At 60.0% G+C, this 22,588-nt stretch carries 16 protein-coding genes, 1 tRNA gene and 3 rRNA genes; 14 read left to right on the top strand and 6 right to left on the bottom strand.

From position 1 onward, the window contains the following. The first annotated feature begins 45 nt into the window (after window positions 1–45). A complete protein-coding gene (locus tag JOE62_RS03990; RefSeq protein ID WP_204720536.1) occupies window positions 46–888 on the top strand; it encodes an aldo/keto reductase in 843 nt (280 codons plus the stop codon). Between the two features lie 202 nt (window positions 889–1,090). On the opposite strand, the gene JOE62_RS03995 is transcribed toward JOE62_RS03990, so the two are convergent. The 4 genes from JOE62_RS03995 to tmk all read right to left on the bottom strand — a co-directional run bounded on the left by JOE62_RS03995 (window position 1,091) and on the right by tmk (window position 4,611). Further along, window positions 1,091–1,165, bottom strand: a tRNA-Thr gene (locus JOE62_RS03995). An 82-nt stretch (window positions 1,166–1,247) separates the two neighbouring features. Beyond that, window positions 1,248–2,783: an alpha/beta hydrolase gene (locus tag JOE62_RS04000; RefSeq protein WP_338085739.1), complete on the bottom strand. Its 1,536-nt coding sequence runs from the start codon at window positions 2,781–2,783 to the stop codon at window positions 1,248–1,250. Between the two features lie 23 nt (window positions 2,784–2,806). Continuing rightward, entirely contained in the window at window positions 2,807–3,961 is a 1,155-nt protein-coding gene (locus JOE62_RS04005) for a DNA polymerase III subunit delta' (protein ID WP_204720538.1), read from the bottom strand. Further along, window positions 3,958–4,611, bottom strand: a complete 654-nt coding sequence (gene tmk / locus JOE62_RS04010; RefSeq protein ID WP_204720540.1) for a dTMP kinase — start codon at window positions 4,609–4,611, stop codon at window positions 3,958–3,960. The genes JOE62_RS04005 and tmk overlap by 4 nt, the downstream gene beginning before the upstream one ends. Window positions 4,612–4,758: 147 nt before the next feature. Between tmk and JOE62_RS04015 the strand changes: the two genes are divergently transcribed. The 4 genes from JOE62_RS04015 (at window position 4,759) to JOE62_RS04030 (ending at window position 7,680) form a co-directional block, all read left to right on the top strand. Continuing rightward, window positions 4,759–5,916 (top strand): trans-sulfuration enzyme family protein, encoded by a 1,158-nt coding sequence (locus JOE62_RS04015; protein ID WP_204720542.1) that lies wholly within the window; start codon window positions 4,759–4,761, stop codon window positions 5,914–5,916. A gap of 69 nt (window positions 5,917–5,985) precedes the next feature. Further along, a complete protein-coding gene (locus JOE62_RS04020; protein ID WP_128471623.1) occupies window positions 5,986–6,303 on the top strand; it encodes a DUF2516 family protein in 318 nt (105 codons plus the stop codon). Window positions 6,304–6,433: 130 nt separating this feature from the next. After that, window positions 6,434–7,180 (top strand): phosphoglyceromutase, encoded by a 747-nt coding sequence (locus JOE62_RS04025; RefSeq protein ID WP_128471622.1) that lies wholly within the window; start codon window positions 6,434–6,436, stop codon window positions 7,178–7,180. Window positions 7,181–7,377: 197 nt separating this feature from the next. After that, window positions 7,378–7,680, top strand: coding sequence for a DUF4193 domain-containing protein (locus JOE62_RS04030; RefSeq protein WP_022877094.1), 303 nt, complete (start codon window positions 7,378–7,380; stop codon window positions 7,678–7,680). A 292-nt stretch (window positions 7,681–7,972) separates the two neighbouring features. On the opposite strand, the gene phoU is transcribed toward JOE62_RS04030, so the two are convergent. Beyond that, window positions 7,973–8,626, bottom strand: coding sequence for a phosphate signaling complex protein PhoU (gene phoU, locus JOE62_RS04035; protein WP_038993819.1), 654 nt, complete (start codon window positions 8,624–8,626; stop codon window positions 7,973–7,975). A gap of 227 nt (window positions 8,627–8,853) precedes the next feature. Here phoU and JOE62_RS04040 point away from each other — a divergent pair, with 227 nt between their 5' ends. Both JOE62_RS04040 and JOE62_RS04045 read left to right on the top strand, forming a co-directional pair. Further along, on the top strand, window positions 8,854–10,068 hold the full coding sequence (locus JOE62_RS04040; protein ID WP_338085740.1) for a sensor histidine kinase: 1,215 nt from the start codon (window positions 8,854–8,856) through the stop codon (window positions 10,066–10,068). Beyond that, window positions 10,065–10,745, top strand: coding sequence for a response regulator (locus tag JOE62_RS04045; protein WP_204720544.1), 681 nt, complete (start codon window positions 10,065–10,067; stop codon window positions 10,743–10,745). Before JOE62_RS04040 ends, JOE62_RS04045 begins: the two co-directional genes overlap by 4 nt. Before the next feature lie 80 nt (window positions 10,746–10,825). Here JOE62_RS04045 and JOE62_RS04050 read toward each other — a convergent pair whose 3' ends face one another. Then, on the bottom strand, window positions 10,826–11,365 hold the full coding sequence (locus JOE62_RS04050) for a hypothetical protein (RefSeq protein ID WP_204720546.1): 540 nt from the start codon (window positions 11,363–11,365) through the stop codon (window positions 10,826–10,828). 354 nt (window positions 11,366–11,719) lie between these two features. On the opposite strand from JOE62_RS04050, the gene JOE62_RS04055 reads away from it, so the two are divergent. From JOE62_RS04055 to rrf, 7 genes are all read left to right on the top strand, one after another. Continuing rightward, the gene (locus JOE62_RS04055) at window positions 11,720–12,205 is read left to right on the top strand and encodes a CarD family transcriptional regulator (protein WP_038993823.1); all 486 of its coding nucleotides are present in this window, start codon (window positions 11,720–11,722) and stop codon (window positions 12,203–12,205) included. A gap of 77 nt (window positions 12,206–12,282) precedes the next feature. Continuing rightward, complete coding sequence (ispD, locus tag JOE62_RS04060; protein ID WP_204720548.1) at window positions 12,283–13,551, top strand: 2-C-methyl-D-erythritol 4-phosphate cytidylyltransferase; 1,269 nt, start codon at window positions 12,283–12,285, stop codon at window positions 13,549–13,551. Between the two features lie 87 nt (window positions 13,552–13,638). Next, entirely contained in the window at window positions 13,639–15,090 is a 1,452-nt protein-coding gene (gene cysS, locus JOE62_RS04065) for a cysteine--tRNA ligase (RefSeq protein WP_204720550.1), read from the top strand. A 51-nt stretch (window positions 15,091–15,141) separates the two neighbouring features. Then, a complete protein-coding gene (gene rlmB / locus JOE62_RS04070; RefSeq protein ID WP_128471618.1) occupies window positions 15,142–16,089 on the top strand; it encodes a 23S rRNA (guanosine(2251)-2'-O)-methyltransferase RlmB in 948 nt (315 codons plus the stop codon). A 563-nt stretch (window positions 16,090–16,652) separates the two neighbouring features. After that, a 16S ribosomal RNA gene (locus JOE62_RS04075) occupies window positions 16,653–18,178 on the top strand. A 596-nt stretch (window positions 18,179–18,774) separates the two neighbouring features. Then, window positions 18,775–21,909 (top strand): 23S ribosomal RNA (locus tag JOE62_RS04080). 163 nt (window positions 21,910–22,072) lie between these two features. Next, a 5S ribosomal RNA gene (gene rrf, locus JOE62_RS04085) occupies window positions 22,073–22,189 on the top strand. The 16S, 23S and 5S rRNA genes sit together here, the layout of an rRNA operon. The last annotated feature ends 399 nt before the right edge of the window (window positions 22,190–22,588 follow it).

Below are 22,588 nucleotides of genomic sequence, written 5' to 3' on the forward strand. Positions count from 1 at the left end.
TGGTTTTTCGCCGTGCAGGACGCATGGGTGAACTAAATTAGTTGCATGACCCAAACAATCCCTGAACTGAAGTTCCTTGACGGAAACACCATCGACCAGCTTGGCTACGGCGTCTGGAAGGTCGCCGACGCCGACGCGGAAGTGGTCGTTGGCAAGGCCATCGACGCTGGCTACCGCCACATCGACACCGCGCGCATCTACGGGAACGAAGCTGGAGTCGGCCGTGCAGTTGCCGCCAGCAGCGTGCCGCGCGAAGAACTGTTCATCACCACCAAGGTCTGGAACTCGGACCAAGGTTATGAGAAGACCATGGCCGCAGCGGATGCTTCGCTTCAGCGCCTTGGCCTGGAGTACGTCGACCTGTACCTGATCCACTGGCTGCAGCCGAAGCGCGGCACCTACGTGGACACCTGGAAGGCGCTGATCCAGTTGCAGAAGGACGGCAAGGCCAAGTCCATTGGCGTTTGCAACTTCACCAAGGAAGCACTTGAAGAGCTCTACACCGAAACCGGAGTCCGCCCGGTCATCAACCAGGTTGAAACCCACCCGTACTTCCCCCAGACCGAGCTGCGCGCCTACGAAGCCGAGCACGGCATCCTGCATGAGTCGTGGTCCCCGCTGGGCCACGGCGGTGAACTGCTGAGCGACCCAGTGCTGGCGGACATCGCCAAGAAGCATGGCGCATCGGCGGCGCAGGTAGTCATCGCCTGGCATCTGGCCGTAGGCAATGTGGTCATCCCGAAGTCGACCACCGAATCGCGCATCGTCGAGAACTTCGAATCATTGAATGTGAAGCTGGACGAAGAAGATCTGGCAGCCATCGCTACCCTGGATCGCGGTGCGGAAGGCCGCATCTCGGCTGACCCGGCCACCGCCGACTTCGAGTAGAACACCGACCCCGACAACGGGCCCTTGGTTTCATCTTGAACCAAGGGCCTGCTGGCATATCCCTAGGCGTCGTTGGGAAACATATGGGAGAAGAATGACCTCCGTGAGGTGCTGAGACCGTGGGTCCAGTTGAAAAGATCTGCTGACGATAGCGAAAACCCCGGAATCACGAGTTGCTCGCGATTCCGGGGTTTTCTTCACATGGAGCCCCCTGCCGGATTTGAACCGGCGACCTGCTCTTTACGAGGGAGCTGCTCTACCCCTGAGCTAAGGAGGCCTGTGCCTGCAAACAGACACCACGTCACTTTATCCGAGGAATTGTCTGAACGTCAAAACGGCGATGACATCATCAGGCCCAATCAGCAGCGGGTGCCGGCTTCGGGGACTTTGCCTGCGATCAGGTACTCATCCACCGCCTTGGTAATGCACTCGTTGGAACGCCCATAGGCGGTGTGGCCATGGCCTTCATAGGTCAGCAGGGTGGCGTTGTCCAGCTGCTTGGCAAGGGCCTCGGACCACTTATAGGGGGTGGCTGGATCACCGACGGTGCCAATGACGAGGATCTCATTCGAGCCTTCCGCGTCGAGCACCTCAGGCTTGCCAGTGGATTCGAAGTCCAGGGCCTCGCAGGCGATGCCGCTGTAGGCCAGATACTTGCCCAACGTCGGGGCCGCACGCATCAGCTCGGTCGCTTCGGCCTGCATGGCTTCTTGGCTGCTGTCCGTTGGACGATCCAGGCAATCAATGGCTACGTAGGCGTCGCTCGAATTCGATGCATAGGTGCCGTCGCTCTGGCGGTCTGCCGAGAGATCCGCCAGGCTGAGGATGATGTCTACATTCCCGTCGTTGACCGCGGCGTTCATGGCGTCGGTCAAATAGGACCAGCTGGCATCATCGTAGAGCGGCAAAATGAAGCCGTTGACGAAATCGATGATCGGAACGACGCGCCCATCGCTGGCGGTCATCGGCTCGTTCTCCACCTGCGCAAAGAACTGCTGCAGCTGCACCTTGGCCTCTTCAACGGTTCCGGTGAACGGGCAATTGCCGCTTTCAAGGCAGCTGGCGAGCCAAGCGTCGATTTCCTTCTCGAACCCCACAGCCTGGGCCAAGGTCACTTCGGCAGCTGGCAACGAAGGGTCCATGGCTCCGTCCAGCACGAAACGCCCCACATTCTGCGGGAACAAGTCAGCATAGGTTGCGCCCAAGAAGGTTCCGTAGGAGACACCGAGGTAGTCCAGCTGCGCATCACCGAGCACAGCACGGATCACGTCCATGTCCCTGGCGGCCGATACGGTATCGACGTGGTCGAGCAGTTCGCCGGTATTGGACGCGCAGTCAGCCGCATAGTCCTCGGTGCTCTCGATGATCTCGTGCTGGTCTTCAGGAACCCACGCACGGAGGTTTTCCTGGCGCCCCTTATCGGTTTCGGCAGCGCTCTGGCACGTGACCGGAGAGCTTTCTCCCACGCCTCGTGGGTCGAAGCCGATGACGTTGTAGGCCCGCTGCAGGTCATTGCTGAACATGCTCGGCACGGTGGAGGACACCATGTCCAGTCCAGAACCGCCTGGGCCACCGGGGTTGACCAGGATATTGCCCGTCGCACCGTCCATGGCGCGGCGGTTCAGGGCCAGCTCGATGCTCTCGCCTTCGGGATTGTCGTAATCCATCGGAACCTGGATGGTGGCGCATTCGATGACACTGCCGCACTTTTCCCAGTCGAGGCTTTGGGTATAGAAGGATTCCAATCCTTCGGGTGCACTGGTGTTCGGCGCGGGCTGCGGGGCATTCGATGCGCTGGATGGCGAATCCGCTGTGGGGGAAGAACAACCTGCCAGGCCCAAAGCCATAGCAGTCCCTACTGCGGCCAAGCGCTTCATCGGTGAGCGTGCAGGCACTGTTCGTGTCTCCTTGGGATGGGTTAGCGGCGTCCGGGCTGTGGCAGCAGACGGGTCATGAGCGCTTCCAGCGCCATGAGCTGGTTGACGTTGGCGGCCAGGCGGCCGCGGGTTTCATTGATGGCATCAAGCTGGGCCAAGGACTTCTCACAAGACTGTTCCGCAGCGAACCGCTCCAGCTTCTCGCGCAGGTGCTCGTTGATCAGCTCGGTACCGGTTTTCAGCTGGATGCTCAAGACATCGCGGAAGAAGGTGGTCAGGTCAGTCAGCGTCCGGTCCAGGGCATCGAACGCCGCACGCCGGGCAAATCGCTTGGCATCATCCTCCAGCGCCTTGAACTGCCCGCGCAATCCAGGCGGGATGGTTTCTTCCGGACCCAAGCCATTGGCATGGCGCAGCTGGGCAATCTTGTTCTGCAGGTCGGTGCCGGTGATGTTTTCGGCACGCTCGCTGGCCAGCTTGGAGATTTCTGCGGCCGCCGCCATCGCCTGCGGCAAGGTCGTGGTGCGCAGCGGCAGCGTAACGACTTTCTCGCGCTGGATTCTTGCCTGCTCGTCACGGGCCAGCAAGCGTGCCACACCGATATGCGACTGCGAAACCCGGGCAGCGAACATTGCTTGATCCGGTTCCAGCCCATCGCGGCGCACCAGCAGATCTGCAACGTCCTGGGTGGAAGGCACGGAGAGGTTTACCGCGCGGCAACGCGACCGGATGGTCACCAGCACATCGGCGGGGGATGGGGCGCTGAGGATCCAGATCATCTTGGCTGGAGGCTCTTCGATGGCCTTGAGCAGCACGTTGGTGCTGCGCTCGGACATGCGGTCTGCATCTTCGATGATGATGATGCGCCAGCGGCCGGTGCCAGCGCTTTCCTGCGCACGGGTAATCAGGTGGCGGACATCGGCAATCTGGTACTCGAACTTGTCGGTGGAAACGAAGGACACATCAGGGTGCTCCGAATTCATCACCATTTTGCAATTGGCGCACTCGCCGCAGCCGGCCGGAGTCTGGGTGCACTGCAATGCCGCCGCGAAAGCGCGTGCCGCGGTGGTGCGGCCAGAACCCGGCGGACCGGTTACCAGCCAGGCATGGGTGGGGTTGCCGCGATCAACCTCGGCGGTCAACGTGTCAATGACGCGTTCCTGCCCGGCGAGGTCCGCGAAGACCGGCCGGGTCACAGCAGGCCTGCCAGATGCTGCACAACCGACTGGTGCAGCTGCTCCACGCTGGCGGTGGCGTCCAGGACCAGGTAGCGCCGCGGATCACGGGCGGCCAAACCGAGGAAGGCGTTGCGGATGCGTTCATGGAAATCATCCGGCTCGGATTCCAAGCGATCCGACTGCTCCACCCCGCCGCTGGCCGCAATGCGCCGGGCCCGTCCCTGCTCGGCGGAGATGTCGAGAATGATGGTGGCATCCGGCTTCAACCCGCCGGTTGCGAAGTCGTTGATCGATGCGACGGCATCGAATCCCAGGGCACGGCCCATGCCCTGGTAGGCCAGCGAGGAATCGACGAACCGGTCGCAGATGATGTGGGTTCCGGCCTCCAGCGCGGGGGAAATGACCTGCTGGACATGGGCGGCACGCGCAGCCGAGTAGATCAGAGCCTCGGTACGCGCATCGATGTCGCCGTGGCCGTGGTCAAGCACCAGGGAACGCAGCTCTTCGCTGATCTGGGTTCCACCTGGTTCGCGGGTCGTGGTGACCTTGGCTCCACGGGACTCCAGCCACTGCTTGGCCAGCGCAACCTGCGTGGACTTGCCGGCGCCGTCGCCGCCTTCGAAAACGATGAACAAGCCACGGGTGGGGGAACTCGATTCTCTACTCACCCCACTAGCCTATCCAAGGACTTTTAAAGATGCGCGCTGCGACGGCTGCTTGTGCATTGGAAATGCGCCCAGTGTGGTGGATCAGTCACATGAAATGTAGTGAAATCCACCGGCTGGCGGTGCCGGATCAAGCGTAGAGTTTTTTCCATGAACCCCCGCACCGCAGAACAAGGCTCCAACCCGCCATGGGACCCGAAGACATTGCTCGTTGCCGGCGGGCGTCCGGCCCATGGCTACGACGTTCCAGTCAACCACCCGGTCACCTTCACCTCCACCTACCATTCCAAGGGGCAGGCGGCGCCCGGCGAACGCGTCTATGCGCGGTTCTCCAACCCCACCTGGGATCCCTTCGAGGAAGTGTTGGGCCAGCTCGAAGCGGCAACCCTGCCGGCCCTGGTCTTCTCCTCCGGCATGGCGGCCATTGCCGCGGCATTGAGCCTCGTTCCAGAGGCCGGCGTGCTGGTAATGCCGAAGCATTCCTATAACGGTTCACTGGCGCTGGGCGCGGAACTGCAAGAAGCTGGCCGGCTGACCATCCGCCCGGTGGACATCGCCAACACCGGCGAAGTGCTTGCCGCGTTGGACGGGGCCGACGCGCTCTGGGTGGAATCGCCGACCAACCCCATGCTCGAAGTCGCCGACCTGCCAGCCCTGCTGGCTGCCGCGAAGACGCAGAATGTGCTGAGCATCGTGGATAACACCTTTGCCACCCCGCTGCTCCAGCAGCCGCTGGTCCACGGCGCCGACCTTGTCGTGCACTCGGTGACCAAATACCTATCGGGCCACTCGGATGTGATCATGGGCGCGCTGGTCACCAGCGACGAGCAGCTGCACAGCCGCCTGCACGGATACCGGACCCTGCATGGCGCGATCGCCGGGCCGATGGACACCTTCCTCGCCCTGCGCGGGGTGCGCACCATGGCCGTGCGCCTTGAGCGCTCGCAGTCCAACAGCCAGCTGCTGGCCGAACGGCTTGCCGCCCACCCCAAGGTGCAGGCAGTACGCTACCCGGGACTACCTGATGACCCGGGCCACGCCCGTGCCGCAGAACTCATGGGCGGGTTCGGCTCGGTGATCGCCTTCGAAGCGGGCAGCTCTGCCGAAGAAGCCGACCGGGTGCTGGATGCCTTCAAGCTCATCACCGGCGCCACCTCGCTGGGAGGCGTGGAGTCTCTGGCCGAGCGGCGGGCGCGCCACGCTTCCGAACCGGCCAGCGTCCCTGCCAGCCTGATCCGCCTGTCGGTAGGCATCGAAGAAGCCGAAGACCTCTGGGCAGATCTGAAGCAGGCCCTGGACCGGCTCTGATGCCGCAGGTGCCGATGTCCGCGCGTGGCACACCACCCATCAAATGCGTCGCAAAGGTAGAGTGAAAGCATGAACATGATGCACTTGGCCCGACTGATCGAGTACTACATGATGATCGCCTTGAGCGTTGTCATCGTGGCACTCGCCGTCTGGGCGCTGGTTGATTGCCTGCGCCATGGCGCGGATCGTTTCGCCCAGGAAGGCAAGCGCACCAAGGGCTTCTGGCTCGGCCTGACCGTTGCCAGCACCGCTGTAGCCTTGCTGGGCATGCTCAGCCAGGGCGGAATCGGCTTCCTGCAGCTGATCGGCGCCTGCATCGCCTGCGTGTACCTGGCGGACGTCAAGCCTGCCGTGAGCGGCAAGGGCGGCGGCTGGTACAACTACTAGGCGGCGCCAAGGCGCCCAAGTTTTCACGAAGACCCGCATCCGCTTGAAGGCGGAGCGCAGGTCTTCGCACTTTAACCACGGGCCTTAACTTTCGCGCGAATGGGCTTGCACATTGGTTAGGATAGATTCCATGAGCCACACTTTGATTTTACTTCGCCACGGACAGAGCGAATGGAACGAAAAGAACCTGTTCACCGGTTGGTACGACGTCTCGCTGACCGAAAAGGGCCGTGCTGAAGCAGCCCGCGGCGGCCAGCTGCTGGCCGAAGCAGGCTACAAGCCGGAGGTGCTGCACACCTCGCTGCTGACCCGCGCGATTGTCACCGCGAACCTGGCTCTGGAATCCGCCGGCCGCTCCTGGATCCCGGTGAACCGCGACTGGCGCCTGAACGAACGCCACTACGGTGCGCTGCAGGGCAAGGACAAGGCACAGACCTTGGCCGAGTTCGGCGAAGAGCAGTTCATGGAATGGCGCCGCAGCTACGACACTCCGCCACCAGCACTCGACGATTCCTCGGAATTCAGCCAGATCAATGACGAGCGCTACGCGGAACTGGGCGACTCCGCCCCACGCACCGAGTGCCTCAAGGACGTGCTGGAGCGCATGCTTCCGTACTGGGAGAACAACATCAAGGCCGACCTGTCGGCAGGCAAGACCGTCATGGTCACAGCCCACGGCAACTCCCTGCGTGCGCTGGTCAAGCATCTGGATGGCATCAGCGATGAAGACATCGCCGGCCTGAACATCCCGACTGGCATCCCGCTGGTCTATGAACTGGATGACAACTTCCAGCCAATCACCAAGGGTGGAACCTACCTGGATCCAGAGGCCGCGGCCGACGCCATCAAGGCCGTCGCCAACCAAGGTCGCAAGTAGGATACGCTTTTCGGCGGCTTCGCGATGACCGGCCTTGGGCCGGTCATCGCGAAGCCGCCATCTGCTTATTAAGGCCGGGACAATGCCAGGCATCCGGCTGTGAGCGAAACAACTGCGCACGATTGTATTTTTGGCATTAGTATGCTGTAATCTCCTATTTCGAATAGGCTCAATGGCTCACGTTAGGAATGCAATTCGTGGCAACTGATTACGATGAAGTCCGCCCAGACGTTGCTGAGGCACGCAAGGCTTCTCTGGATGCGGTGAAGTCCGCTAACGCACCGGATGCCAAGTCGGTGGTGCGCGAGCTCGACGAGGCCGATCACACCGATGGCATGGATCTGCCAGGCGCGGATCTCTCCAACGAGGAATTGACTGTTACGGTCATTCCGCAGAAAGACGACGAGTTCATTTGCGGCTCGTGCTTCTTGATTCGCCACCGTTCGCAGCTGGTGCGCGAAGAAGGCAACGTAGGCTTCTGCGTCGAGTGCGAAGGCTAGAAACCCGCTAGACGCTGGCGCCATTCGTGCGCCGAAAACCGGCAGAGGGCAGCTCACCGAGCGGTGGGCCGCCCTCTGCCCATTTAACGAGCTGGAATCCTTGGCTGGGCCAGCTTCCTCATCGGGGTCCAACTAGGACGCACAGCGTGCTCTCCGGAGCGCCCAGCCGGATGCCCCGGTCTGCGTTCAAAGAAAATTGAAGAACAAAAGAAGAACAAAAATGGCGCCTGCCATCCGGTGGTACCGGATGGCAGGCGCCATGGCCATGCAATCGAGCCGATGCTCCGAGAAGCTAGATTTCGGTTGGATCCCATTCGCCGGTCACCAGGTAGGTGACCTTGCGGGCTACGGACACGCCGTGATCGCCGAAGCGCTCGAGGTAGCGGCTGGTCAGCGACACATCCACGGTGGTTGGCGCGTTGGCGTCCCAGTCCTCGGCAGCGACCTGGGTGAAGACGCTGGAGTGCAAACGATCCAGTTCGTGGTTCAGTTCGATGATTTCGGTGGCGATCTTCAAATCGCGGGTGTCCAGCAGGCGCGCGACGGCCTTGGCGATGTCGATATCGATCTTTGCCATCTGGGCAAAGGTGTCGGAAATCTTGGCCGGGATCGCCGGGTTGGGGAAACGCAGACGAGTCAGCTGCGCCAGATGGCGGGCCAAATCGCCCATGCGCTCCAGCGAAGCGCTCATGCGCAGCGAACCGACAATCATGCGCAGGTCGCTGGCTACCGGCCCCTGCAGGGCCAAGGTGTCTATGGCCCGTTCGTCGAGCTGGTTCTGCAGGAAGTCGATCTTCGCGTCAGCCGCAATGACTTCCTGTGCCAGATCGACGTCCACGTTGGCTAGCGATTCCCAAGCGCGGTCCATTGCGGTTGCTACCTGGTTGGCCATCTCAATGAGTTCTTCGCCAATTTGCTGCAGGTCTGCCTGAAATACCTTACGCACAGCAGTTCCTTTCGAGTGTTCGGTATCCATGCCGGATGGTGGACTGCCGTGGCAGCCACCCGCCACGAGACAGTTTTTGGCATGGTGGAGGGTCTTGCTCCAGCTTGTCAGCGGGTGATTAACGAATATGCCACGAAAAGTGAACGTTTGGTGAACAGCGCGCCGAAATCGACTAAAACACGTCATTTAGGGCTGGAGCCGTCTACAGGTGAAGCTAGTCTAAAGATGTGAACGAAGTGATCTCGACTCTTATAGCCGGCGTCCTCGGCCTGGCTCTGGGGATCGTTGGCGTCATCGCCTTCCGGCTCTCCCAGGCCCGCTCTTCGAAGCTGCCGCAAGTCGACGAGCCAGTGCTCCCCGAGGGGGCGGCCGCCGTCCTGTCGGTTATCGGGCGAGCCTTCGTGATCCTCGATGACGTTGACGGAGTGGTCCGGGCCAACCCTGCCTCCTATGCCTACGGGCTGGTGCGCGGGCACACGCTGGTCCACAACGAGCTGCTCTCGCTGGTGCGCCAGGTGCGCGCCGATGGCGTGATCGCCGAAAGCCAGTACGAGCTGCAGCGCTCCACGCTTGGCGCCGGGCAGCTGATTGTCCACGTGCGCGTCGCTCCGCTGGGAGACGAATACATCCTTCTGCTCGCCGACGACCGCACCGAAATCACCCGAACCGAAGCGATGCGCAACGATTTCGTGGCCAACGTTTCCCACGAGCTGAAGACCCCGGTCGGCGCCATCGGCCTGCTGGCCGAAGCCATCACCGAAGCCGCCGACGACCCGAAGGCGGTGCGCCGCTTCTCCACCCGGATGGACAAGGAATCGAGGCGCCTGGCGGCCCTGGTGCAGGACATCATCGAACTCTCCCGGCTGCAGGCATCCGATGCGATCGTGCAGGGCCAGGAAGTGAATATCGACAGCGTCGTGGCAGAAGCCGTGGACCGCAGCCACCTGATTGCCGAGGAAAAGGGCATCACCATTACTGTGGGCGGCCATCTCGAAGAGCCGATCCTGGGCGACGCGGACCTGCTGATGACCGCCGTCCGCAACCTGATCGACAATGCCATCCGCTATTCGCCGGAGCACACCACGGTCGGCGTCGGGATCCGCCAGCGCGATGGCTACGCCCAGATTTCGGTGACCGACCAGGGACCGGGCATCTCGCCCGAGGATCAGGAGCGCGTGTTCGAGCGCTTCTACCGCGTGGACTCCGCACGCTCGCGGCAGACCGGCGGCACCGGGCTGGGGCTGAGCATCGTCAAGCACGTGCTGGCCAACCACGGCGGCGAAGTGTCGCTGTGGTCGCAGCCCGGCCACGGATCAACATTTACCCTAAGACTTCCCCTAGCGGACGAAGAACCGGCGACCAGCAATGCGCTTGCCGGCCAGACGATGAAGGAACGAACGATCGAGGCGAGTGCGTCCGATCGTGAAGGAGGACGCCGATGACCCGCATATTGATCGTTGAGGACGAGGAGTCGCTCTCCGACCCGTTGTCCTTCCTGCTGGAACGCGAAGGCTTCGAAGTGCGGATCGCCGACGACGGCCTGAAGGCAGTCAGCGAGTTCGAACGCCATGGCGCAGACCTGGTGCTGCTGGACCTGATGCTTCCGGGTCAGCCGGGCACCGAGGTGATCCGCCAGATCCGCCTGAACAGCCAGGTCCCGGTCATCATGCTCACGGCGAAGGACTCGGAGATCGACAAGGTGGTGGGCCTGGAACTCGGCGCCGACGACTACGTCACCAAGCCGTATTCCTCCCGCGAATTGCTGGCCCGCATCCGCGCCGTGCTGCGCCGCCAGGGCGAGGGCGAGGAGCTGATCAGCAACGTGGTCACCGCTGGTCCGGTGCGCATGGACGTGGAACGCCATGTGGTTTCGGTCGACAACACCGAGGTGTCCATGCCGCTGAAGGAATTCGAACTGCTGGAAATGCTGCTGCGCAATGCCGGACGCGTGCTCACCCGCGGGCAGCTGATCGATCGCGTCTGGGGCAGCGACTATGTGGGCGACACCAAGACCTTGGATGTGCACGTCAAGCGCCTGCGTTCCAAGATCGAGGTCGACCCGGCAGTCCCCGAACGCCTGGTGACTGTGCGCGGACTGGGCTACAAGTTCGTGGTCTAGGGCCTAATAGCCCGGATACGGCAGCAGCCCCGGACAGAATCAGTGATTCTGTCCGGGGCTGCTGTTTCGGCTTGCGGAGCTTAGTGGCCCGAAGTCGATTGGGTCTCTTCCGGGGTCAGGTGCTCGGTGACCGACGCATCGGCACCGCCCGGGACGAAGTCGCGGTATTCGGCAAGGGTGCCATCGACTACTGGAACGCTGAATTCCACGTTCTCGCCGGCGACGGTGAAGACCGAAGATGCGTGCTGGCCAGCAGGGATGCCCAAGTTCTTGATGATCTGCTCGTTCTTGTCATCTTCAAGCTTGATAGTGCCATCGGCAGGAACCTGGATGGAGACAGGTGCAGTGTTCTCGGCCTTGACCGACAGGGTCAGCGCGGAATCGCCGGCGTTGACTACGGAGCCGATCAGGCGGGCTTCAGTGTCGTCGCTGTTGGTGACGAACATCAGGTTGCGAACCTTGGCGTCTGCGACATCGACGTTGATGCCATCGCTGGCGGCGTAGTCCATGTTGGTGGCCTGCTCGTTGATGGCGCCACAGCTGGTGCCACCGAATGCCAGGGCAGCCACAGCGAGGGACGCGGCGATGCGACGTCCAGCGGTCATGCGTGCGGTGATCACGACACTAACTCCTCGGTGAGAATAATGAGTTGCTTCGGGTTCGTGGCCGGTTGAATCGGCTGCACCTGGGGCAGGGGCAGCCACGAAAAGGACCACGATTACCTCTAAGCCTAGCTGTTTTTCACGCAAAGACGCGATTTAGCGACGTGCAACACACGCTTTTCGACAAGTTGTAGACAACCGTTTCTGGGAAAGGGGGTGGTGTGCAATCGACTGCCCTACCTTCTTCATAGCATGTTTCTCTTGCAAGTGGAAGAGGCAATTCCGCATGAATTCGCGGTTATATGGGGCACAGTCGCGAGGCCATGAATAGCAAACATGGTAGACTAGGACGTGGGAAAGGGGTTTATCCACATGGTTTTTGAGGTTGGCGAGACTGTTGTCTACCCGCACCACGGTGCCGCAATGATCGAAGAGATCAAGATGCGCAAGATCAAGGGCGAAGAGAAAATGTATCTCAAGCTCAAGGTGGCTCAGGGCGACCTGACCATCGAGGTTCCAGCCGAGAACGTTGATCTTGTTGGCGTACGTGACGTGGTAGGTCAGGAAGGCTTGGACCATGTGTTCGACGTCCTTCGTGCTGAATTTACCGAAGAGCCGACCAACTGGTCGCGCCGCTACAAGGCAAATGTCGAGAAGCTCGCTTCCGGCGATGTCATCAAGGTTGCAGAAGTAGTTCGCGACCTGTGGCGCCGAGAAAACGACCGTGGTCTGTCGGCAGGCGAAAAGCGCATGCTGGCCAAGGCTCGCCAGGTATTGATCAGTGAATTGGCCTTGGCCAAGGATCTGGACGAGGCCAAGGCGGAAGGCCTCTTGGACGAGGTTCTGGCTTCGGCCTAACCCAGTACCGGTAACGCATCGCCGTGAAACGCTCCCAAGCGTTTCACGGCTTTTGGCGTTAAAGCATCCGAATCAGGATGACGCGGCACGATAAGCTGGGCGCTGTGAAGCAAAGCGAAGCGCAAAATTCAAGCCTGATCCTCGTGGCCGCCGGAATGGGAACCCGCCTCGGCGCAGGAATTCCCAAGGCGATGGTTCAGGTGGCAGGGAAGTCCCTGGCAGAACATGCAGTGGACCGGATCCTCGGGGTTGAGCAGATCACCGAAATCATTGTGGTGACCCCGCCAAAGGACGAGCGACTGGCCGCGGACATGGCCCAATACGGGGAACGGGTCCGCACCGTGCCCGGTGGCGCAAGCCGCGCCGCATCGGTTCGCGCAGGACTAGCCGTCGCCAGTTCCGAGGCCGCGAATATCCTGGTCCATGACGCAGCCCGCGCTTTCGCCCCGGCCGAGCTGCATGAAAGGGTGCTGGTCGCCCTCGCCGATGAGCAGTGCAACGCGGTGATTCCGGCATTGGATGTCACCGACACCATCTGCGTGGTTCAGCCCGATGCCTCCGGCGAGCAGGAGATCATCAAGGAAACCCCGGCGCGTTCCACCCTGCGCGCGGTGCAGACCCCGCAGGGCTTTGACGCGGCACTGCTGCGCGCGGCCCACGCCCGGCTGGATTCCTGCACCGAAGCCGAACTGGAGCTGGTCACCGATGACGCGTCGATCGTGCGGGCTTTCGGCGCCGAAGTCCAGGTGCTGCCCGGATCGCAGCAAGCACTGAAGGTCACCTACCCCGAAGACCTCGACGCCGCCGGCAAGCTCGCGGCAAGCCGCCCAGCCAGCAACCCCAGTGCAAAGGAAGAAGCCATGATCCTGCCACGAGTCGGCAACGGCATCGATGTCCACGCGGTCAGCGACGACCCGGCCCGCGAAATGTGGCTGGCAGGACTGCACTTCCCGGAGGACATCGGGCTGTCCGGCCACTCCGATGGCGACGCGGTAGCGCACGCTGCCTGCGATGCGCTGTTCTCCGCAGCGGGCATTGGCGATCTGGGCACGCACTTCGGGGTGGACCGCCCGGAATTCGCCGGTGCCAGCGGTGTGAGCCTGATTGCAGAAGCCGCCCGCCTGGTGCGCGAGGCAGGATTCGAGATCGGCAACGTCTCGGTGCAGTTCGTTGGCCGCCGCCCGCGCTTCGCCGCGCGCCGCGAGGAGGCCAACGCGGTGCTCAGCGAGGCGATCGGCGCCCCAGTCAGCGTCATTGCGACTACCAGCGACGGGCTGGGGTACGAGGGGGAGGGCAAGGGCGTGACCGCCTATGCCACCGCACTGGTCTATCCGGTTTCGCATTAGGCCCGTCGGCGCTGCCACGGGGCATCGCGCATCGAGAGCGTCACAAGTGAAGCACAAAGCGTGCATCCATCGGATAACCTTAAAGGCGTGAGCCTGCGATTCTATGACACCAAAACAGCATCCGTACGCGACTTCCAGCCACTGGCGGAAGGCGAAGTGAAGCTGTACTACTGCGGCGCCACCGTGCAGGGCATGCCGCACGTGGGCCATGTTCGCAGTGCCATTGTCTTCGACATCCTGGTGCGATGGCTCGAATACCGCGGCTTCGCCGTCACGACGGTCCGCAACGTCACCGACATCGATGACAAGATCCTGGAAAAGTCGGCGAACTCCTTCGCCGCGGACTTCGAAGCCGATGCCCATTACAAGCCGCGCGAAGAATGGTTCGCCCTGGCGTACCGCTTCGAGCAGGAATTCTCGCTTGCCTACGAGGCGCTGGGCGTGCGCAGGCCGACCTATGAGCCGCGCGCGACCGGGCACATCACCGAAATGCATGAGCTGATTGAGCAGCTCATCGATCGCGGCCACGCCTACCCGGCAGCCGACGGCTCCGGAGATGTCTACTTCGACGTGCGCTCCTACGAGCAGTACGGCGCGTTGACCCGCCAGAAGGTCGACGACATGCAGGATGCGCCGGATTCGGATCCGCGCGGCAAGAAGGACCCACGCGACTTCGCGCTGTGGAAGGGGCACAAGGACACCGATCCGCTGACCGCTTCCTGGCCGAGCCCCTGGGGACGCGGCCGCCCAGGCTGGCACCTCGAGTGCTCGGCGATGGCCGGCAAGTACCTGGGCAGCGCATTCGACATCCACGGCGGCGGACTGGATCTGCGCTTCCCGCACCACGAGAACGAGATGGCCCAGTCCAATGCTGCAGGCCACGGCTTCGCCAACTACTGGATGCACAACGGCATGGTCACCTACGAGGGTGAGAAGATGTCCAAGTCCATCGGCAACACCATCTCTCCGGAAGAAATGCTCGCACTGGCCGATGCCCGCGTGGTGCGCTACTTCCTGGGCCAGGCGCACTACCGTTCGATGCTCGACTACCGTCCGGACTCGCTGACCGAGGCCGGGGCAGCGGTGGATCGCGTCGACACTTTCATCTCCAATGCGCGCTACCGATTGGGTGCCGCCGCCGAGGCCATCGCCGCCACGGAGGTGCCAGAAGCCTTCGGCACCGCGATGGATGATGACCTGAACGTTCCCATGGCGCTGGCCGCACTGCATGAAACCGTTCGGCTCGGCAATGCTTCCCTGGACCAGCGTGATGACGCTGCCGCCGCCAAGGCCCTGGGCCAGGTCCTGGCCATGACCCAGGTGCTGGGCCTGGATGATGCCGGCAGCAATGAAGAGTCTGATTCTTCCGCAGAGCACGAGGTCCTGGACCAGCTGATCCAGGCGCAGCTGGCCGAACGCGATGAAGCGCGGGCGGCCAAGGACTGGGCACGCTCCGATGCGATCCGCGATGCGCTGGCATCCGCCGGAATTACCGTGGTGGATTCGGCCGATGGCGCCCGCTGGACTCTGGACAACTAGTCGCGAATCAACGCGACGCCAACGAACTCAAAAACCAAAGGACAATTACCAATGAGCAAAAAGGGCCCAACCAAGGGTAGTGGTGGCAAGGGACGTCGATCCCTCGAGGGCAAGGGCCCGACCCCCAAGGCGGAGGACCGCCCGTACCACAAGGCGTACCGTGCCAAGCAACTTGCCGAGCGCTCGGCTGCCAAGCGCAGCACCGGCCGCCGCACCGAACGCATCAAGGTCAACGCCGAATTCGTCACCGGACGCAACTCCGTCGTGGAGGCGCTGCGCGCCGGCATCCCTGCCAAGGCGCTGCATGTTGCCATCCGCATCGACGTCGATGACCGCGTCCGCGAATCCCTGAAGCTGGCTGCCGAGCTGGGCATCCCGCTGATGGAAGCATCCAAGCCTGAGCTGGACCGCATGACCGATGACGCGATCCACCAGGGCCTGGCCCTGCAGATCCCGCCATACGAGTACAAGGACGCAGTCCAGCTGGCTACCAAGACCATCAAGGACTTCGACAAGGGCTACACCAAGACCCAGCCGCTGTTCTTGGCACTGGATGGCATCACCGACCCGCGTAACCTGGGCGCGATTGTCCGTTCGGCATCGGCCTTCGGCGCAGACGGCGTGATCATTCCAGAACGCCGCAGCGTCGGGATGACCGCCTCGGCATGGAAGACCAGCGCCGGTGCAGCGGTCCGCGTACCTGTTGCCAAGTGCAGCAACCTGACCAGCGCGCTGAAGGAAATCAAGGCTGCCGGCATCTTCGTGATCGGCCTCGACGCCGGTGGAGATATGCAGCTGCCGAACTTCGAATTGGCAACCGGCCCGCTGTGCATCGTGGTTGGTTCCGAGGGCAAGGGCCTGTCCCGTCTGGTTCGCGAAAACTGCGACGCCATCGTTTCGATTCCAATCGACTCTGCAATGGAATCGCTGAACGCTTCGATGGCTGTCGGGATCTCGCTCTACGAGGTATCGCGTTTGCGTGCCGAGAAGGCGAAGTAGCTTCCAAGCACCATAAGTGGGCCATAACTTGCCAAGGCAAGTTATGGCCCACTGTCGTTAAGGTGATCCGCTTCATAACAACAAATTTCCGTTGTTTTCAGCTGTTATACATCTTGGAGCGCGCAGAATCCGCATGATTCCGGGCGTTCTGGGCGGCAGTTTCCGGAAACTGGCCGATTTTGCTTCGTGGTGGGATGCGTGTAGAGTCTTATCTCGCGCTGCTGATCCGGACGGCCTGAAAAGGCGAGTAGGAAACAGCGGGGTGAACCAGCCTGGAACGCCGAGTTGACAATGGTCAACGCGGTGGTAAGCTGGAAAAGTTGCTCCGGAGCGAAGCAGTGGCCACCAAAGGGTGGCTGGTGTGGTGTCGAGAGTGTTTGTTGTTTGAGAACTCAATAGTGTGCCAAGTTTGTTGATACCGAATATTTTTATTTGGTGAATACATATTTTATGTGCTTGAGGCATTGCACCCCCGTGCAGTGTTCTTGAGTGTTTTATTTATTCGCCAGGACTTCATCGGCTTCGCCCTTTTTTTCCAAGGGGTTGCTGGTGGCTTTTTGTTTTTTATGGAGAGTTTGATCCTGGCTCAGGATGAACGCTGGCGGCGTGCTTAACACATGCAAGTCGAACGATGAAGCCCAGCTTGCTGGGTGGATTAGTGGCGAACGGGTGAGTAACACGTGAGTAACCTGCCCCCGACTCTGGGATAAGCCCGGGAAACTGGGTCTAATACCGGATATGACCATGGAACGCATGTTTTGTGGTGGAAAGATTTATCGGTGGGGGATGGACTCGCGGCCTATCAGCTTGTTGGTGAGGTAATGGCTCACCAAGGCGACGACGGGTAGCCGGCCTGAGAGGGTGACCGGCCACACTGGGACTGAGACACGGCCCAGACTCCTACGGGAGGCAGCAGTGGGGAATATTGCACAATGGGCGAAAGCCTGATGCAGCGACGCCGCGTGAGGGATGACGGCCTTCGGGTTGTAAACCTCTTTCAGTAGGGAAGAAGCGAAAGTGACGGTACCTGCAGAAGAAGCGCCGGCTAACTACGTGCCAGCAGCCGCGGTAATACGTAGGGCGCAAGCGTTATCCGGATTTATTGGGCGTAAAGAGCTCGTAGGCGGTTTGTCGCGTCTGCCGTGAAAGTCCGAGGCTCAACCTCGGATCTGCGGTGGGTACGGGCAGACTAGAGTGATGTAGGGGAGACTGGAATTCCTGGTGTAGCGGTGAAATGCGCAGATATCAGGAGGAACACCGATGGCGAAGGCAGGTCTCTGGGCATTTACTGACGCTGAGGAGCGAAAGCATGGGGAGCGAACAGGATTAGATACCCTGGTAGTCCATGCCGTAAACGTTGGGCACTAGGTGTGGGGGACATTCCACGTTTTCCGCGCCGTAGCTAACGCATTAAGTGCCCCGCCTGGGGAGTACGGCCGCAAGGCTAAAACTCAAAGGAATTGACGGGGGCCCGCACAAGCGGCGGAGCATGCGGATTAATTCGATGCAACGCGAAGAACCTTACCAAGGCTTGACATGTGCCAGACCGCTCCAGAGATGGGGTTTCCCTTCGGGGCTGGTTCACAGGTGGTGCATGGTTGTCGTCAGCTCGTGTCGTGAGATGTTGGGTTAAGTCCCGCAACGAGCGCAACCCTCGTTCCATGTTGCCAGCACGTAGTGGTGGGGACTCATGGGAGACTGCCGGGGTCAACTCGGAGGAAGGTGGGGATGACGTCAAATCATCATGCCCCTTATGTCTTGGGCTTCACGCATGCTACAATGGCCGGTACAATGGGTTGCGATACTGTGAGGTGGAGCTAATCCCTAAAAGCCGGTCTCAGTTCGGATTGGGGTCTGCAACTCGACCCCATGAAGTCGGAGTCGCTAGTAATCGCAGATCAGCAACGCTGCGGTGAATACGTTCCCGGGCCTTGTACACACCGCCCGTCAAGTCACGAAAGTTGGTAACACCCGAAGCCGATGGCCTAACCACCTTGTGTGGGGGGAGTCGTCGAAGGTGGGACTGGCGATTGGGACTAAGTCGTAACAAGGTAGCCGTACCGGAAGGTGCGGCTGGATCACCTCCTTTCTAAGGAGCTAACCATTATTGGTTGCCCATGCTGGACACGAGTGTTGTCCGGGTGGGTTGCTCATGGGTGGAATATCAATGGACTCAATACTGGAAAACGTGCTGGCTGATGCTGGTGCGGGGTATTGGCTGTGGCCGCGTGGTGCTTGGGCATCTGCTAGTACGCATTGCAGGGGGTTTTCTTCTTGCGGTGCTGGAATGCGGTGTGTGGGTGTTGTGTGGTTTGTATGGTTTGGCATGCTGTTGGGTTTTGAGGCAACAAGCCTCCTTTCCTGGTGAATGGTTGCCGGGGTTCTTCCTGTGGGGAGGGTCCTGGTGGTGTTCGCTTGGGTGAGGGGTTCTTGGTGTTTCGGTGTTTGTCCTGTGTTTGCTGCAAGGATGTCCTGTTGGATTGATGCTGGCCTTTGGTTGGTGTTGGTTTTGGGGTGTTGTTGCGGGGGTGCGGGGTTGTTGTTTGGGAACTGTATAGTGAACGCGAGCATCTTGCAGATGAGATGAGCTGGGTAGTCCTTTTCCTGGGGCTGGTTGGTGTTGGAGTCTTGTCTGCGTGATTTTGTTAGATTGTTTTATTGCTCAATTCTGAGACTTTGATTTGTGTTGAAGTTTTTAAGGGCGCACGGTGGATGCCTTGGCATCAAGAGCCGATGAAGGACGTGGGAATCTGCGATAAGCCTGGTGGAGTCGATAACCGGACGTTGAGGCCAGGATTTCCGAATGGGGGAACCCCGCACCATGTTATGTGGTGTGACCTGCAGCTGAATGTATAGGCTGTGTGGAGGGAACGCGGGGAAGTGAAACATCTCAGTACCCGCAGGAAGAGAAAACAATAGTGATTCCGTTAGTAGTGGCGAGCGAACGCGGATGGGGCTAAACCGGTTGGTGTGTGATAGCGGATAGGCGTTGCATCACCGGGGTTGTGGGGTTGACATGTACCAGCGCTATCTTGCTGGTGGGATGAGGTGCAGGCGTATAGGTGAATCGGTTGGAATGCCGGACCAGAGAGGGTGATAGTCCCGTAGGTGTAATGCGTGTCTGCCGTTCTAGTGTTGATACCCGAGTAGCACGGGGCCCGTGAAACCTTGTGTGAATCTGCCAGGACCACCTGGTAAGCCTGAATACTACTTGATGACCGATAGTGAATCAGTACCGTGAGGGAATGGTGAAAAGTACCCCGGGAGGGGAGTGAAATAGTACCTGAAACCGTGCGCTTACAATCCGTTAGAGCCTGGGACTTGTTCCTGGGTGATGGCGTGCCTTTTGAAGAATGAGCCTGCGAGTTAGTGTTACGTCGCGAGGTTAACCCGTGTGGGGAAGCCGTAGCGAAAGCGAGTCTGAATAGGGCGTTTGAGTGGCGTGATCTAGACCCGAAGCGAAGTGATCTACCCATGGCCAGGTTGAAGCGCGTGTAAGAGCGTGTGGAGGACCGAACCCACTTCAGTTGAAAATGGAGGGGATGAGCTGTGGGTAGGGGTGAAAGGCCAATCAAACTTCGTGATAGCTGGTTCTCCCCGAAATGCATTTAGGTGCAGCGTTGCGTGTTTCTTGCTGGAGGTAGAGCTACTGGATAGGCGATGGGCCCTACAAGGTTACTGACCTTAGCCAAACTCCGAATGCCGGCAAGTGAGAGCGCAGCAGTGAGACTGTGGGGGATAAGCTTCATAGTCGAGAGGGAAACAGCCCAGAACGCCAACTAAGGCCCCTAAGCGTGTGCTAAGTGGAAAAGGATGTGGAGTTGCTGTGACAACCAGGAGGTTGGCTTAGAAGCAGCCACCCTTGAAAGAGTGCGTAATAGCTCACTGGTCAAGTGATTCCGCGCCGATAATGTAGCGGGGCTCAAGCACACCGCCGAAGTTGCGTCATTCAAGTATTAGCCTGGTTTCGATTGGGTGCTTGGATGGGTAGGGGAGCGTCGTGTGGACGGTGAAGTCGCGGTGGAAACCAGCGGTGGAGGCCACACGAGTGAGAATGCAGGCATGAGTAGCGAATGACGGGTGAGAAACCCGTCCGCCGAATGATCAAGGGTTCCAGGGTTAAGCTAATCTGCCCTGGGTTAGTCGGGACCTAAGGCGAGGCCGACAGGCGTAGTCGATGGACAACGGGTTGATATTCCCGTACCGGCGAAGGACCGCCCATACCAAGCTGTGGATGCTAACCATGACGGATCATGGCTGTTGCGGCCTTCGGGTTGCTGGTTGTGTGATGTGGTGGGAACCGATGCAGTGAGGTCAGCGTATTAACAGGTGTGACGCAGGAAGGTAGCCGAGCCAGGCAATGGAATTGACCTGGTCCAAGGGTGTAGGAAGAGTGGTTGGCAAATCCGCCGCTCGTATGTTCTGAGACCTGATAGGCGCCCCGTTTATGGGGTGATTCGGTGATCCTATGCTGCCTAGAAAAGCATCGGCGCGAGGTCCCAGTCCGCCCGTACCCCAAACCGACACAGGTGATCAGGTAGAGAATACTAAGGCGATCGAGAGAATCATGGTTAAGGAACTCGGCAAAATGCCCCCGTAACTTCGGAAGAAGGGGGGCCTGCCCCGTGATGGAGACGTGCTCTCCGGAGGCGGGTGTGGGCCGCAGAGACCAGGGGGAAGCGACTGTTTACTAAAAACACAGGTCCGTGCGAAGTCGCAAGACGATGTATACGGACTGACTCCTGCCCGGTGCTGGAAGGTTAAGAGGACTGGTTAGCCCTTGTGGCGAAGCTGAGAATTTAAGCCCCAGTAAACGGCGGTGGTAACTATAACCATCCTAAGGTAGCGAAATTCCTTGTCGGGTAAGTTCCGACCTGCACGAATGGAGTAACGACTTCCCCGCTGTCTCAACCATGAACTCGGCGAAATTGCAGTACGAGTAAAGATGCTCGTTACGCGCAGCAGGACGGAAAGACCCCGAGACCTTTACTATAGTTTGGTATTGGTGTTCGGTGCAGCTTGTGTAGGATAGGTGGGAGACTGTGAAGCTTGGACGCTAGTTCAGGTGGAGTCATCGTTGAAATACCACTCTGGCTGTACCGGTCACCTAACTTCGGACCATGATCTGGTTCAGGGACAGTGCCTGATGGGTAGTTTAACTGGGGCGGTTGCCTCCTAAAATGTAACGGAGGCGCCCAAAGGTTCCCTCAGCCTGGTTGGCAATCAGGTGTCGAGTGTAAGTGCACAAGGGAGCTTGACTGTGAGAGTGACAGCTCGAGCAGGGACGAAAGTCGGGACTAGTGATCCGGCGGCACCTCGTGGAAGGGCCGTCGCTCAACGGATAAAAGGTACCTCGGGGATAACAGGCTGATCTTGCCCAAGAGTCCATATCGACGGCATGGTTTGGCACCTCGATGTCGGCTCGTCGCATCCTGGGGCTGGAGTAGGTCCCAAGGGTTGGGCTGTTCGCCCATTAAAGCGGTACGCGAGCTGGGTTTAGAACGTCGTGAGACAGTTCGGTCCCTATCCGCTGCGCGCGTTGGAAATTTGAGAAGGGCTGTCCTTAGTACGAGAGGACCGGGACGGACGAACCTCTGGTGTGTCAGTTGTACTGCCAAGTGCATCGCTGATTAGCTACGTTTGGAAGGGATAACCGCTGAAAGCATCTAAGCGGGAAGCCTGCTTCGAGATGAGATTTCCATGCACCATTGTGTGTGAGAGGCCCCCAGCTAGACCACTGGGTTGATAGGCAGGATGTGGAAGCAAGAACTGAAGACTTGTGCAGCTGACCTGTACTAATAGGCCGATGGCTTTCAACACACAATAAAACAATGATTTGAACTGATGATTTCAATGCTGTTCGCGTTCACTATGCGGTTACGAGACAACAACCTCAAACCGAGAATACTTGGCTTTGTGCGTGCTTTGCTGCATGCCACCGAAGGCAACACCAAACCGTAGGGTTTGTGTGCTTCGTGATTGTTACGGCGGTCATAGCGTGGGGGAAACGCCCGGTCCCATACCGAACCCGGAAGCTAAGGCCCATTGCGCCGATGGTACTGCACTCGTGAGGGTGTGGGAGAGTAGGTCACCGCCGGACTTAACCTAAGTGGGTTTGAGGCTCTAACCAGTGATGGTTGGAGCCTCACCTGTTTAACCCGTGGGAGGGCTTGGGGGTCAGGCATGAGTGCCTGGCCTGTTTTTGTTTAAGGGGATTCGGGTGCTGGCCGCTGCCGTGGCCCGCAATGGATCAGGCCGGTATTGGGTTGCGGTGCCAGCTGTGATGACTGGCAACCTTAAAGGATTGAACTTCAACTTAGTCTGATAGCCGATGTTCGAGTGCAACCGGGTATGGAGCAGAGGATTCTTTTCTAGTTTCAATTGTTTCCACTGACGGGTGGTTGCCAGGCATGAGATGGTGTCATAGCCAATTGAAAACTGCCCGCGCCAAGCTAAAATGCTCCCCTACTCTCAACTTCGTTATCCTGCTTGACGCTAT

It is taken from the genome of Glutamicibacter nicotianae (assembly GCF_016907615.1).
GTDB classification, from domain to species: Bacteria; Actinomycetota; Actinomycetes; order Actinomycetales; family Micrococcaceae; genus Glutamicibacter; species Glutamicibacter nicotianae.